Annotated in this window: 12 protein-coding genes; 5 read left to right on the forward strand and 7 right to left on the reverse strand. The window is 69.6% G+C overall.

The features are described 5' to 3' along the window. Positions 1-53: 53 nt before the first annotated feature. A complete protein-coding gene (locus ACM6LR_RS13630) occupies positions 54-1,274 on the reverse strand; it encodes an acetyl-CoA C-acetyltransferase (protein ID WP_414939860.1) in 1,221 nt (406 codons plus the stop codon). A gap of 181 nt (positions 1,275-1,455) precedes the next feature. On the opposite strand from ACM6LR_RS13630, the gene ACM6LR_RS13635 reads away from it, so the two are divergent. The 5 genes from ACM6LR_RS13635 (at position 1,456) to ACM6LR_RS13655 (ending at position 7,106) form a co-directional block, all read left to right on the forward strand. Further along, positions 1,456-2,826, forward strand: a complete 1,371-nt coding sequence (locus tag ACM6LR_RS13635) for a cystathionine beta-synthase (protein ID WP_414939861.1) — start codon at positions 1,456-1,458, stop codon at positions 2,824-2,826. A gap of 116 nt (positions 2,827-2,942) precedes the next feature. Further along, entirely contained in the window at positions 2,943-4,448 is a 1,506-nt protein-coding gene (locus ACM6LR_RS13640) for a hypothetical protein (protein WP_414943902.1), read from the forward strand. Between the two features lie 152 nt (positions 4,449-4,600). After that, positions 4,601-5,158: a hypothetical protein gene (locus ACM6LR_RS13645; protein ID WP_414939863.1), complete on the forward strand. Its 558-nt coding sequence runs from the start codon at positions 4,601-4,603 to the stop codon at positions 5,156-5,158. 136 nt (positions 5,159-5,294) lie between these two features. Further along, on the forward strand, positions 5,295-5,897 hold the full coding sequence (locus ACM6LR_RS13650; protein ID WP_414943903.1) for a hypothetical protein: 603 nt from the start codon (positions 5,295-5,297) through the stop codon (positions 5,895-5,897). A gap of 51 nt (positions 5,898-5,948) precedes the next feature. Beyond that, positions 5,949-7,106, forward strand: coding sequence for a cystathionine gamma-synthase (locus ACM6LR_RS13655; protein WP_414943904.1), 1,158 nt, complete (start codon positions 5,949-5,951; stop codon positions 7,104-7,106). A 131-nt stretch (positions 7,107-7,237) separates the two neighbouring features. Here ACM6LR_RS13655 and ACM6LR_RS13660 read toward each other — a convergent pair whose 3' ends face one another. The 6 genes from ACM6LR_RS13660 to ACM6LR_RS13685 form a co-directional block, all read right to left on the reverse strand. Beyond that, on the reverse strand, positions 7,238-7,516 hold the full coding sequence (locus tag ACM6LR_RS13660; RefSeq protein ID WP_414943905.1) for a hypothetical protein: 279 nt from the start codon (positions 7,514-7,516) through the stop codon (positions 7,238-7,240). 558 nt (positions 7,517-8,074) lie between these two features. Beyond that, entirely contained in the window at positions 8,075-8,941 is an 867-nt protein-coding gene (locus ACM6LR_RS13665; protein ID WP_414939868.1) for a ferredoxin, read from the reverse strand. A gap of 9 nt (positions 8,942-8,950) precedes the next feature. Continuing rightward, a complete protein-coding gene (locus ACM6LR_RS13670; protein WP_414939869.1) occupies positions 8,951-9,403 on the reverse strand; it encodes a hypothetical protein in 453 nt (150 codons plus the stop codon). 64 nt (positions 9,404-9,467) lie between these two features. Then, positions 9,468-9,908 (reverse strand): hypothetical protein, encoded by a 441-nt coding sequence (locus ACM6LR_RS13675; protein WP_414939870.1) that lies wholly within the window; start codon positions 9,906-9,908, stop codon positions 9,468-9,470. Next, a complete protein-coding gene (locus tag ACM6LR_RS13680) occupies positions 9,905-13,906 on the reverse strand; it encodes a hypothetical protein (RefSeq protein WP_414943906.1) in 4,002 nt (1,333 codons plus the stop codon). The genes ACM6LR_RS13675 and ACM6LR_RS13680 overlap by 4 nt, the downstream gene beginning before the upstream one ends. Further along, the gene (locus tag ACM6LR_RS13685; RefSeq protein WP_414939872.1) at positions 13,906-14,220 is read right to left on the reverse strand and encodes a type VII secretion target; all 315 of its coding nucleotides are present in this window, start codon (positions 14,218-14,220) and stop codon (positions 13,906-13,908) included. Before ACM6LR_RS13685 ends, ACM6LR_RS13680 begins: the two co-directional genes overlap by 1 nt. Positions 14,221-14,227 lie beyond the last annotated feature (7 nt).

A 14,227-nucleotide genomic window follows, 5' to 3' on the forward strand; every position in this document is an offset into this window, starting at 1 on the left:
CTTCGCGTCACAGGAAGGCCGGGGTCCTCGCTGCGGCATCGGGCCTGCAGGGACTAGGACAGGCGCTCCAGCACCATCGCCATGCCCTGGCCGCCGCCGACGCACATCGTCTCGAGGCCGAACTGCTTGTCGTGGTGCTGAAGCGAGTTGATCAGCGTCGAGGTGATCCGCGCGCCGGTCATGCCGAACGGGTGGCCGACGGCGATCGCGCCGCCGTTGACGTTCAGCTTGTCGAGGTCGATCCCGAGGTCCTGGTACGACGGGATGACCTGCGCGGCGAACGCCTCGTTGATCTCGACGAGGTCGATGTCGCCGACCGACATCCCGGCACGGGCGAGCGCGCGCTTCGACGCCTCGACCGGGCCGTAGCCCATGATCTCCGGCGACAGCCCCGAAACACCTGTCGAGACGACGCGGGCGAGCGGTGTGAGGCCGAGCTCCTTCGCCTTCGTGTCCGACATGATGATCACCGCGGCGGCGCCGTCGTTGAGCGCGCAGCAGTTGCCTGCGGTGATCCGGCCGTCGGGGCGGAAGACCGGCTTGAGACCGGAGACGCCTTCGAGGGTGACGCCGGCGCGCGGGCCGTCGTCCTTCGAGACCACGGTGCCGTCCGGCAGGGTCACCGGGGTGATGTCCTTGGCCCAGAAGCCGTCCGCGATGGCCTTCTCGGCGAGGTTCTGCGAACGGACGCCGAACTCGTCCATCTCCTCGCGCGAAACGTTCTTCAGGCGCGCGAGGTTCTCGGCTGTCTGGCCCATCGCGATGTAGACGTCCGGGAGGACACCTTTCTCGCGCGGGTCGCTCCAGTTGTCGGCACCTTCGGCGGCCACCTGCGCGGTGCGGGCCTCGGCGTCGGCGAACAGCGGGTTGTGCGTGTTCGGCCAGGAGTCCGAGCTGCCGTTGGCGAAGCGCGAAACGGTCTCGACGCCCGCGGAGATGAACACGTCGCCTTCGCCCGCCTTGATCGCGTGCAGCGCCATGCGGGTGGTCTGGAGGCTGGAGGAGCAGTACCGCGTGATCGTGCAGCCGGGCAAGTGGTCGTAACCGAGCTCGACGGCGACCGCGCGGCCCATGTTGAAGCCCTGCTCGCCACCGGGGAGACCACAGCCAAGCATGAGGTCTTCGATCTGCGTCGGGTCGAGTTCGGGAACCTTGTCGAGCGCGGCGCGGACCATCTGCACGGTGAGGTCGTCCGGGCGGATGCTCACCAGCGATCCCTTGCCGGCGCGGCCGATCGGGGATCGGGCGGTGGAGACGATGACGGCTTCGGGCATGGAACGACACTCCCTTGTTTTCGATCCAGACACGCGCTAAGCGGCTGCTCACCTCGCATCCTCCACCGGAGCGCGGTGCGGGTCAAAGGCGAACGCGATCCACGCCACTCTTTCCGATGCCCCGGCTCCGGCGCCGGAGTTGAGTGGACACATCCCGACCTGCGGCGTTTAGGCTGTCAGTGTGGATTACGTCGAGCACATCGTGGACCTCGTGGGCAACACCCCTCTGGTCAAGCTGAACGCACTGGCCGAGGGGCTGCAACCACTCATCCTGGCCAAGGTCGAATACGTCAACCCCGGCGGGAGTGTCAAGGACCGCATCGCGCTGCGGATGATCGAAGCCGCGGAGCGTTCCGGCGAACTGAAGCCCGGCGGCACCATCGTCGAGCCGACGTCCGGCAACACCGGCGTCGGGCTGGCCATGGTGGCGCAGCGCAAGGGGTACAAGTGCGTGTTCGTCTGCCCGGACAAGGTCAGCGAGGACAAGCGCAACGTGCTCAAGGCCTACGGCGCCCGCGTCGTGGTCTGCCCGACCGCGGTGGCGCCGGAGCATCCGGACTCCTACTACAACGTCTCCGATCGCCTCGTCCGTGAGATCGAGGGCGCCTGGAAACCGAACCAGTACGCCAACCCGGAGAACCCCGCCAGCCACTACCACTCGACCGGCCCGGAACTCTGGCGCCAGACCGAGGGCAAGATCACGCACTTCGTCACGGGCGTCGGCACCGGCGGCACGATCTCGGGCACCGGCAAGTACCTGAAAGAGGTCAGCGACGGCCGCGTCCAGGTCATCGGCGCGGACCCCGAAGGCTCGGTGTACTCCGGCGGGTCCGGACGGCCGTACCTGGTCGAGGGCGTCGGTGAGGACTTCTGGCCGGAGACCTACGACCGGAGCGTCGCCGACCAGATCGTCCCGATCTCGGACGCGCACTCCTTCGACATCACGCGTCGTCTCGCGCTCGAAGAGGGTCTGCTCGTCGGTGGCTCGTGCGGGATGGCCGTCGCCGCCGCGCTCAAGGTCGCCGAGGGTCTCGGCCCGGACGACGTCGTGGTCGTGCTCCTGCCCGACGGCGGCCGCGGCTACCTCACCAAGGTCTTCAACGACAGCTGGATGTCCTCCTACGGCTTCCTGCCGCCGGACTCGAGCGGCGCGACCGTCCGCGACGTCCTGATGAAGAAGAGCGGTTCGCTGCCCAGCCTGGTGCACAGCCACCCGAACGAGACGGTCGCCGAAGCGGTGGCGATCCTCGCCGAGTTCGGCGTCAGCCAGATGCCCGTGGTCAGCGCGGAACCGCCGGTCATGGCGGCCGAGGTCGTCGGCGCGGTCAACGAACGCGATCTGCTCGAAGCGCTGTTCACCGGCAAGGCGCAGCTTGCCGACCGGCTCGAGCAGCACATGTCGCCGCCGCTGCCGACCATCGGCGCCGGGGAACAGGTGGGTTCGGCGATGGACGCGCTCTCGGGCGCCGACGGCGCACTGGTGCTGGTCGACGGCAAGCCGGCGGGCGTCGTCACCCGGCACGACCTGCTCGCGTTTCTCGCGGGGCGGTAAAGAGAAATTTCATCGGATGGTCGGGTCGGGGCGTTACGAGCGGCCCACCCGGCTATCCGATAGCGTATTGGGTGAGTTGAACTTCTATGTCCTCGTCAAGGGGGTTCAAGACCCAAATGAGCGCTCCGCAGCCACCGGATCAGCCTTGGGGTGGCGCCCAGCCACCGCAGGGACCCCCGAGTGGCCCCCAGCCGCAGCAAGACAACCCGTTCGGTTCCCCGGAACCGACCCAGGTGGTGCAGCCCGGCCCGCCCGCTCAGCCCGATTACGGGCAAGCGCAGTACGGGCAGCCCTCGTATGAGCAGCCCCAAAGCGGCGGGTTCGGCGACACGCCGGAGCCCACACAGGTCGTGCAGCCGGGTTCCGGCGACGCGAACGCGACCCAGGTAGTGCAGCCGGTGAACTCTGGCGGGGAGACCCCCGCCAGCGAGTCCACCCAGCTCGTGCCGCCGGGTTCGCAGCCGCCCGCCATCCCGTACGCCCCGCCGCCGAGCGCGGCCGACAACCCGGCCGCCGGTGCCTACGGCGCCCAGGGTGGCGGTTTCGGTCAGCAGCAGGGCTTCGGCGGGTCCCCGCAGGGTGGGTTCGACCCGTCGCAGGGTCAGCAGCAGCCCGGTTACGGCCAGCCGCAGCAGGGCTTCGGCGGACCGCCGCAGGGCGGTTTCGGCCAGCAGCCCGGTTTCGGCGGGCCGCCGCAGGGCTACAGCCCCGCTCCCGCCGGTGGTGGCGGCGGGAACCCGTTGTTCGGGTTCATCGCCGGTGGTCTCGTCGGCCTTCTCGGACTTCTCGCGCTGGTCTTCAGCTTCGTGTACTTCGGCGACGCGAGCGAGTTCTCCGAAGGGGTCGACAGCCAATCCGCCAAGATCGGTCAGGAGGCTGTCGACAAGCTTCTCGACCAGTTCGGCCTGGCGTCGCCCGGCACCGTCTGGCTCTACGTGATCTTGCTGCTGGTCGCCTCGATCATCGCGACGGCGGCCGGTGCCGGTCTCGCGCTGGCGAGCAAGCTCCCGGCCTCGCTCAAGAAGATCGTGCCGATCGCGGTCACCGCGGGCGGCGCGCTGCTGCTCCTCTTCGGCATCCTGCTCCTCGGCGCCACGACCGCGTCGGGTGAAGGGATCCCGCGAGAGGTCAGCATCGGTATCGGCCTGCCGCACCTGATCTTCGGCATCCTGATCCTGATCGTCGGGGTACTGGGCCTGATCCCGCCGACCGCGCAGTTCGTCGGTCTCGGTGGCGGCGGCTCGGTGCTCGGTGCCCAGCAAGGCGGCCAGCCCGGTGGTTTCGGCGGCCCGCCGCAGGGTGGCTTCGGCCAGCCGGGTCAACCGGGTCAGCCGGGTCCGTACGGTCAGCCGCAGCCGGGCCCCTACGGTCAGCCCGGTCAGCAGGGGCCGGCTGCGGGCGGATTCCCGCAGCAGGGTCAGCCCGGTGGTTTCGGGCAGCAGCCCGGCCAGTCCGGTCCGCCCAGCGGTGGTTTCCCCCAGCCGGGTCAGCCGCCGCAGGGTGGCTACGGCCAGCCCCCGCAGCACGGTGGTTTCGGGCAGCAGCCCGGTCAGCAGGGGCCGCCGAACGGTGGTTTCGGCCAGCCGGGTCAACAGCCCGGCCAGCCGCCGCAGCAGTGGTGATTCGCCTCCGCTGAACGGTTTCGCTCGGAACGCCCCCAGCCGGTCGGCTGGGGGCGTTCTGTTTTCGCCGGTGTCCGCCGAATCTCCGTCACGACCAGGGCCATCGGGCTAGGGTGAGCGCCGTTAACCGACACCCGGCTGATGGGGGCGACGTGACCGGACCGTACGGATATCCCTCGCAGCCAGGACCGGCCGGTTTCGGATACCCCGCACCGCAGACGAGGCCGACCGGGGCGACGGCGATCATCGCGGCGTTGTCCGGGCTCGTCGCCGCGGGGGCCGCCGGGTACATCCCGGTCTACTTCTTCCTCAGGCTGCCGTCCGGATTCAGCCTCGGCGATCTCCCCGGTCTCGTGCTCACCGTGCTGGGGCTGTACCTGCTGGCCGCGCTGCTCCTGCTGATCGGCGCGCTGTCGGCGTTCTTCCGCTCGGTCGCCGGCGCCGTCCTGCTGGTGCTCGGTTCCCTGATGGTGATCACCGCCGTCCTGATGGAACCGTTGGCGTTCAACGGGACCTACAGCCAGTACTTCCGCCTGCAGTTCGAGTTCAAGACGTTCGTCGCCATCGCGCGGGTGGTCATGTTCGCGGTCGTCCCGCTCACGCTGATCTTCGCGATCATCCCGCCGACGCTGAAATATCTGCGCTGGCGGCCTTCCCCGGCGCAGCCGTACCGGCCACGGAACCAGGTGCCCCGCCAAGGCGGCTGGTGACTCGAGACCAATCTTCGGCGACCGCGATCAGCGCGGCCGTCCTCGCTCTACTGCGCGGCAGCCGTCGAAGCAGAAGCGGCTTCCCGGCTGGTAGCCGGGCTGGCAGGATGAAGCGAACATCTCGGCAGGGGGAGCGATGACGTACCAGCGGTTCCCGCCGCAGGGTGGCTATCCACCGCCTGGTGCCTACCCGCCACCGGGAATGGCGCGGCAACCTAGCGGTGCCACCGGGATCATCGCCGGGGTCCTCGCGATACTCGGTGGCTTGTGGTTCCTCGCCGGCCTCGCGTTCCACCTCATCGAGCTCTCCCATGTCGTCGTTTCGTTCCTCCTGGTCGGCGCGGTGCTCGACTTCCTCACCGCGGCGTTGCTCTTGAGCGGCGGAATCCTGCTGCTCCTGCGCAAGGGCGCCGGGCGAGTGCTCGCCGTGATCGGAGCCGGGTCCACGCTCGGGTTCGTGGCCCTGACCTTCGTGCTCCGGGCGATCGGCACGGATTTCTCTTTCTCGTACAGCGGCGTGACCCTGCGGTTCGGCGTCGGCGTGCTCCTCATCGTGGACCTGCTCCCGGCGATCGCAACCCTCGTGCTGGCGCTGATCCCGCCGACCGCGCGCTGGTTGGCGGCCGAGAAGCAGCCGGCGATGGCCATGCCGCCGCAGAACTTCGGATATCCGCCCGCGCGGCCCGGATACCCGCCCGCTCCCGGACCGCAGCAGGGCCAGCCACCCGGACAGTGGTGAGTTCGCTCCCAGACGATGGGATCCCGAGGGAGTGGTCGTACCCTGGACGGTATGGCCGACGACTACTCTCTACTGGGCTTCGAGACGCGCGCGATCCACGCCGGGCAGACGCCTGATCCCCGGACCGGCGCGGTCATCGTGCCGATCTACCAGACCTCGACCTATGCGCAGGACGGCGTCGGCGGCACGCGCGAAGGCGACTACGAGTACTCCCGTACCGCGAACCCCACGCGCACCGCGTTGGAGGTCGCGCTCGCGGCGCTCGAAGGCGCCCGGCACGGCCTCGCCTACTCGTCGGGAATGGCGGCCAGCGACGTCCTGCTACGGGCGACCCTGCGCCCCGGTGACCACCTCGTGCTCGGCAACGACGCGTACGGCGGCACGTTCCGGCTGATCGACAAGGTGCTCAGCCTGTGGGGCGTCGAACACACCGTCGCCGACCTGGGGAACATCGCCGAGGTCCGCGCGGCGATCCGGCCGGAGACGAAGCTGATCTGGTGCGAGTCGCCGACCAACCCGATGCTGGGGATCGCCGACATCGCCGCGTTGGCCGAGGTCGCCCACGGCGCCAGCGCCCGCCTGGTCGTCGACAACACCTTCGCCACCCCGTACCTGCAGAACCCGCTTTCGCTGGGTGCCGACGTCGTCCTGCACTCGACGACCAAGTACCTCGGCGGGCACTCCGACGTCGTCGGCGGCGCGATCCTGACCAACGAGGACGAACTGCGCGAGCAGCTGTTCTACCTGCGCAACGCGGCGGGCGCGGTGCCCGGCCCGTTCGACGCGTGGCTGACCCTGCGCGGAATCAAGACGCTCGCGCTGCGGATGGAACAGCACAGCGACAACGCCGAACTGATCGCCCGGATGCTGCTGAAGCACCCGAAGGTCGAGCGCGTCTACTACCCGGGCCTGCCGGAGCACCCCGGCCACGAGATCGCGTCGAAGCAGATGCGGCGGTTCGGCGGGATGATCTCGTTCACCCACGTCGACGGTGAACAGGCCGCGTTGGGCGTCGCGTCGAAGACGAAGCTGTTCATCCTCGCCGAGTCGCTGGGCGGGATCGAATCGCTCATCGAGCACCCGGGCCGGATGACCCACGCGAGCACCGCCGGGTCCACCCTGGAGGTGCCGGACAACCTGCTGCGCCTGTCCGTCGGCATCGAGGACGGCAGCGACCTGGTCAACGATCTGGCCACAGCCCTGGGCTGACCGCCGCCGAGCCCAGAGGGGGAGCAAGGGACCTTTGCTACCGTTAGCGTAGCCATGCTAACTAAGTGAGAGCAAAGGTCCTTTGCTCTCTTCGTACTGGTCAGCGCGGTGTGGTGGGAAGAACCGCCCGGTCACGGTCGGAAGTTGCTGGGTGTGACGCCGCTCTTCGCGTCCGCCTCGTGCGAGGTTCCCTGCGGCGCGGCGGGCAGTTCGGAGCCGTCGACGCAGCCGCCGACGAGTTCGATGTGGTTGTCGTGCCGGATGTACTGGCCCGGGTCCACGCATCCGGCGCGATCGACCGTGTAGACGGCGGCGCCGGTCAGCAGCGCGGCCGAAGTGAGGGCCAGCACGACCGGGAGCATCCCGGCGGAACGGGTCGCCCGGACCCTGCTGATGTTCCCCCGTGCCATGCGCACTCCCTGGTCGCTTTCGCCGCCACCGTCAAGAGTACCCGGACGGTGAACTTGTCACGTGGCGTATCCGCCAGGTGGCATGATCCGGTCAGTGAACGGTCGGGTTGATCAAGGTAGTCCCACCCGGAACCCAGGCGCGCACACTCCGGAGCATTCGAGTGTGGAGAATTCTCCAAGGGTGACCGGTCAAGGGTTCGGTCATCGAGACCAGTGGGCAGGCAATACAGTTTCGCCAGAACCCGAATCCCCACTCGGCACAACCGGCCCGCGAAGTAGTGAAGACCTCCTTCGCTACTTTGAAGGTCGGGGTCCCGGCAAGGTCGAAGTTTTGCAGGTCAGGCGGTTGTTCGTCGCGGGGTCACACCGGTTGCGGAGCTTGACCAACTGGGGTTCAGGGACATGTCTTCTCCACTCGGCCCCTTGCAGGCACCAGAAATGTCAAGTCCGGATCACGAACAGCAGCGCTGCCCAGCTCTGCGACTTTGCCGGGACCCTGACTCTGAAGGTAGGCAAGGAGGCCTTCACGGATAAGCGACCCGCAAGGGCGACAGAGTCCTAAGTGGACGTTTGGCCGGTGATGGCGGCGACCGCGAGTTCGCGTTCGGGCTCACCGACCTCCGGCAGGGTGAACCGCAGCGCCCGGATGTGGGTGAGCAGTTCGGGATCGGGCGTCACGTCGTGCTCGCGCAGGTAGTAGGCGACCGCGCCCGGCCAGTACCACCGGCCGTCCGTGCGGAAGTTCAACGGCACCAACGGTTCCCGGTCGGGCTCGAACGCGTCGGCGTCATAGGTCCGCGACGCGAGGACGACCGGCGCGCCGTCGAGGTAGTCCAGCACGCGGTCCCGCTCGGCGGGTGACAGCGGCTCGCGGTTCACCACCGGGCGGCCCGACTCGTCGAGGCCGTCGTGGACACGTGGCGAGCGCAGTGCTTCCGGGGCTTCGGCGGGCGGAGTGGCGACCAACGGTTCGGTCGGCGGCGCGGCTTCGAGGCCGGCTCGCTGCCGCAGCCACCGCGGGATGTTCTGCTCGGCCCGCGGGAAGAACCGGAGTTCGTCCTGGAAACCGATCGGTGGCGGTGCTTGTCGCCACGGCGGCTCGACATCCGGGAGGAAGTCCGTGCTGAGCACCGTCGCCGAGCCGTAGACCAGGATCGCGCTCAACCAGGTCCCGCGGCCGGGCTGGTACATCCCCGCACGCAGGTTTCCGAGCAGCTGCACGGCTTCCGGGTTCGGTTGTACCGGACGCGGCAGACCGTCCTGACCGGTGACGAGCAAGTCGATCTCGACGTGCCTGCCCGCCGCCCGGTACTCGACGCGCAGCTGCCGCCAGCCGGGTGGGAGCGGGGTCGCGAGGGCATGGCCGATCTGCCAGACGAGCTGCTGTTGCTGCGGCTGGTTCAACGGCATCGGCGGCTGGGTCATCGTCGGTCCTCAGTCGGTCTTGGCGCCGGAGGCCGCCAAACCCCGCTTGAACCAGTCCGGCATGTACGCCTCGCCGCGGGGGAACCGTTCCTGCTCCAGCGCGAACTCGTCCGGTGCGGGATACGGCTGGAAGTCGGGCTCGTTCTGCCAGTTGTACTGCGCGCGGAACCGCGACGGAGGCTCGATGACGAGCCTGGCCGAGAACCAGGTTCCTTCGCCTTCCTGGTACATCCCACCGCGCAGCCGCTGGAACATGCGCCACGTCTCGACGGACGGTTCCCACACCTGGTAGGTACCGTTCGGGTCGAGCACGCCGACCGCGACGTCGATGTTCTTGCCGACCACCCGGTAGTCCAGCACCACCTCACGCCAGCCCGGCGGCAGGGCGCCGACCACCGACAAGGTGATCTCGCCCAGTAGCTCGTTCTGTGCGATGGGGTCGAGCTGAGGCCATTGAGCCATCCGGTAGATCCTCCTCGTGGTCACCGCTGGAGTAGCGGTGACCCATCATGGCACGGTGCCGGGTTCAGGCCGGTGTTTCCCGCTCCTGCTCCAGTTGTGCGCCTTGGGCGACCAGATTCCGCAACCACGGCGGAACGTGTTCTTCGTCGCGCGGGAACGCTTCCAGGTCGCGGGTGAAGGTGGTCGGGTGCAAGGGCGGCCACCATTTCGGATCCTCGTCGAAGTTGAACGAGAACTCGGGTGCCGCACCGGACGTCATCACGAGCGTCGCCGAGAACCACGTTCCGCGACCTGGTTCGTACATCCGGGTGCGCAGCTCACGGAAGCCGCTCCGCACCTCGGCGGGCAGCTCGATATCCCCGCTCCGGCCGTCGCCCAGCCGGATTTCCGTGGCGTAGTCGTAGGCCAGCACCGTCGCGGACACGGTGAGGCTGATCCTCGCCCAGCCGTCCGGCGCGGCCGTCCGCAGAGCCGAGGCGATGGCACCGGTGAGCACGTCCGTCATTCGTTCGCTCCGTAGTGGGTACGCGCGCCGTAGTTGACATTGGAGGGATCGTTCGGGAAGTCGCGTTGCTTGGTCACCCGCGACAGCTCGACCGGTTTCCCGTCGGGACCGGGGACGGGAACGCCCTGGCTGTCGACCTCGTACACGACCTCCTGCCAGCGCATGGTCACGTTCTCCGGAACGCCGTTGCTGCTGCCTTCGGTCCTGACCTGGTAGTTCTCGATCTCGTGCCCTGGCCGCTCGGCATAGTGGCCGAGTTCGACCTCTTGGGCCCGCCAGGAAGCCGCGTGAACCCAGCCGTCCCGGTAGTTGCCGCTGTTGGAGGCGGCCATCTGGGGATGCATGTTGACGTACTCGCCGGGGCCACCCATCTCGTTCGCCGCGAGGTGACCGCCCGCCCAGTGAACGTGATCGAAATCGTCGGCGTACTCGGGATGGTTCGCGAAGGCGGCCTTGCCCTCCTTGTTGGACCTGTCCTGCGAAGCCTGGTCCCGGAAGTCCTCGTTCTGTCCTCGGAAGGCCGGGTCGCCGGTCATGGCGGTCGGCCTCCCGTTCTGTCCGACCTCGAAGGTCCACGCCTTGCTCGGGTCGTGGAAGTTCGCGACCCGGTACTGCGTGCCGGGCTGCAACGGGTAGCGCAGATCGGGGTTGTGGAACGGCTTCTGGGTGCCCGGGGACGACTCGACGTGCGTCACCTTGCCGTCGGCGTCGGTGAAGAACCGGCTGGTGGCACCGTTCTTGTACTCCACCTTGTACTCGGCGTTCCCCGCCAGTGGCCTCTCGCCGCGCAGTGCCTGCGGAACCCCTTCGGGATCCAGCTTGCGGTTTCTGGTGCGCGGCTCGACGTCGTCGATGACCTTGGGCGACTCGATCGGATCGTGCCCACCCGGCCGGTCCCGCTGTCCGGTGAAGTCCGAGTCGTCCCGGCGGTTCCAATCGGCGAACCGCTCGTTGAACTCCGGCGAATCGCGGCTGATCGTCCGGGGACGCGGAACGTCGTCGTAGGGCGGGTGGCCGGCGTCGTCGCCGTCGCCGCGGCTTTGGGCGCTGTCGGCGTCCACGTCCTGCTTGTCCGCGTGCGACGTGTCCGGTGTGAAGCCGTCGTCGCTCGCCCGGCGGGCGGAGCCGTCGGGGCTGTGGACGTCCCACTCGCCGTTCGGCGGGATCCGGGGACGGGTGCGGCCGTCGGGGCCGACCTCGTAGTCGGAAGAGAAGACGCGCCCGTTCGAGTCGGTCCACGCGGGCCTGCTCGGCGCCATGACCTCGGTGTCGAGTTCCCGCGACAGACGGCGCGCGAAGTCGTTCGACCCGGCGTCGCAGCCGATCAGCCGGATCGGCCTGCCGTCGTAGTCACCGTTGCGGCGCAGGATGTCCGCGAATTCCTCCGGGGTGTAGGTGCGGTTGCCGATGCGGGCGTGCCCGTCCGGGGTGACGTGCACGTCGACCGTGTAGCGGCCGTCCGGGTCCGGGTGGACGCGGTGCGGCAGGTCGCCCATGTCCGGGTCGCCGCGGTGGTACGAGCTACCCGCGGGGGTGCCTTCGGAATGCCGCTGATTGACCTCGTCCGGTGTCAGCGGACGGTCCGGCTCGCCGTCGGGGCCGCGATCGTGCGGTGAACCGTCGGGGTGGCCGTCTGGGTCCTGGCGCGGTCCGTGCCCGTCGGGACCGTGGCCGTCCGGCGAACGCGGCGGGCCGGTGTGACCACCGGGACCGCGGCCGCCGGGGCCGGTGTTGCCGGGACCCGTGCCGCCGGGCCGGTTGCCGGGGCCGGGCGTGCCGGTGTGTGGCTGGGCTCCTGGACCGAAGTCGTTGCCACGGGCGACGGGCTGCGGCTGATGCGGCTGGTTCGGCCGCCCGCCGGGACCGGTCTGGCCGAGACCACGGCTGGGGCCGGTGTGGGTGTCGGGACCGCGTGAGGCGTGCGTGTCCGGTGTGCGCGGCGAACCGGGCGTGCCCGTCCAGCCGCCGCCCTGCGGCCTGCCGCCGGGCGGACCCGGGGCACCGCCGGGCGCGCCACCCGGGGCGCCTTGGGGCGGCATGCCGCCGGCGACCGGCTGACCCTGCGGTGGGACACCGGGCGAACCGTCGCCACCGGTACCGCCGCGCTGTGAAGGAACGTGTGACGGGCCGGCGTCGCCGAGACGCGGTGCCGTGGGCGCGGTACCGCTGGTCGTCGTGCCGCTGTCGGTCGGCCTGGTGGGGCCGCCGCCGCTGTCACCGCCGTGGTGGCCGGGCGACGGGTCGGACCGCGGGGTGGGCGAGCCGCCGCCGTCACCGCCGTGTGTCCGGGGCGAGCCGCCGCCATCGCCGGCGTGGCTGGGGGAGCCGCCGCTGTCGGTCCGGGTGTGGGGTGCCGGGGAACCACTGTCGGGTGTGTGGCTGGGGGAGCCACCGCTGTCGGTCCGGGTGTGCGGGGCGGGAGAACCGCCGTCCGGGGCGTGGTTCGGCGAACCACCGCTGTCGGCCCGGGTGTGGGGTGCCGGGGAACCGCTGTCCGCAGCGTGGCTGGGGGAGCCGCCGGTGTCGGCCCGCGTGTGCGGTGCCGGGGAACCTCCGTCGAGTGCGTGGTTCGGCGAGCCGCCGGTGTCGGTTCGTGTCTGCGGCGAACCGCCGCTGTCCGCGCGAGCCGGGCTCGGCGAGCCGCCGTCGGGCGCGCGGTTCGGAGTCCCGGAATCGCCGGGCGATCCGCCCTCGGACCGGGTGTGCGGAGCTGAGGGGTCGGAGCGCGGCGACGAGCCGCCACCGTCCGGTGTGCTGCCGAGGTTTGAGTCCGAAGTGGACGGTGAGTCGCCATCGCCGGTGCGACCGGGAGATCCGCTTTCCGAACGGGTCGGCGAGCTACCATTGTCTCTTGTGGACGATGCGCCGCCACCGTCGCCACCGCGAGTGGTGGTGCTCGACGGGGTGTCGCCGGAACCGCCGGTGCGCGAGTCGCCGTTCGAGCCCGAGTCGCCCGAGCCGTCACCGGAGCGGCCGGAGCCGCCCGAACCACTCGAGTCGCCGTCGGAGCCGTTGGAGCCATCGCCCGGACCGTCGGAGCCGTCGCCGGAGCCGCTGCCGGAACCGTCGCCGTCCGGACCGTCCCCGGAGCCCGTGCCACCGCCGTCGGGCCCGCCGGACCCGCCGCCGCGGCCACCACGCTGGACGAAGCCACCCGCCTTGATGTTCTTGGGGTTGAGCGCGTCGAGCCCGGTGATCTTGCCCGCGATCTTGCCGAAGATCTTGATGATCTTCTCGAAGACGTCGACCAGCTTGCCGAGCAGGGGCGAGACCCGCCGCATCGCGTCGCACAGTTCCTTGAGCTTGTCGGCGATCTTCGCGGCCCACTTGGCGATCGCGGTGACGGCCTGCGCGACCACGATCGGCGTGCCGAAACCGAGGGAGAACACCGTCTCCATGACCCACGCGATGAGCTTGCCGACCGCGTCCGCGATCAGCTGGCGGATGAATTCGCGGACGAACGCGACGATCTCGCCGAAGATCATCACGACGGTGCTGATCGCGCCCGCGACCGTCGCCGCCCCGCTGATCGCCTCCGCCTGTTCCGCGGCCTGCTTGCGGTACTGGTCGGCGGCCTCGCCGGTCCAGCCGGAAGTGCCGTTCTTGACCGTGTTCGAGAACTCGACCTGGGTGTCTTCCAGTTTCTTGGCGACGTTGCCCCAGGTCTCGGAGTACGACTGGATCACCGGCGGATCGCCGGCCACCGCGTCCAGCATGTCCTTCAGCGGCTGCATGTGTTCCATCAGGAACGACGCCACCGACGACAGCAGGTAGCCGAACGGGTCGATCGCGGCGCTGGCGATCTCGCCGGCGAGGCTCAGCACGCCGAGCCCGCCGCCGATCCAGTCGCCGTTCGAGATGCCGTTGAAGGCGTCCATGGCCGACTCGGCGACGCCGATGCCCGCCGCGTAGCCGTATTCGCTGTTCCCGGCTGTCAGCGGTCCTGGGCCGTCGCCGTCCGTCGGCGCCTTCGCGACGAGCGGATTCCCCTCGGGCATCAGTCAGGCACCTGCGCGTTCTTGAACTCGGCGGCGAAGTTCTCGTCCTGCGTCCGATAGGCGTTGGACGCCGATCGCACGTTGTTCGCCACAGCGGTCGCGGCCTCGACGGCCTTGTTCAGCGCGTTGAGACCGAACTCCTCGACCGGGTCGAGCATCATCCGGAACGGCTGGCAGATGATGCCGTACGCGTCGGTCGGCATACTCACCTGCCGCGCGGCGTCGACCGCCGTGCGCAGCCCGTCGGCGATGCCGTCGATCTGCTTGGCGTGCGCGTCGAGGTCGGAGCCGAGCTCATAACCCTTGCCTGCCATGGTTTCT

Source organism: Amycolatopsis sp. cmx-11-32 (assembly GCF_047608695.1).
GTDB lineage: Bacteria > Actinomycetota > Actinomycetes > Mycobacteriales > Pseudonocardiaceae > Amycolatopsis.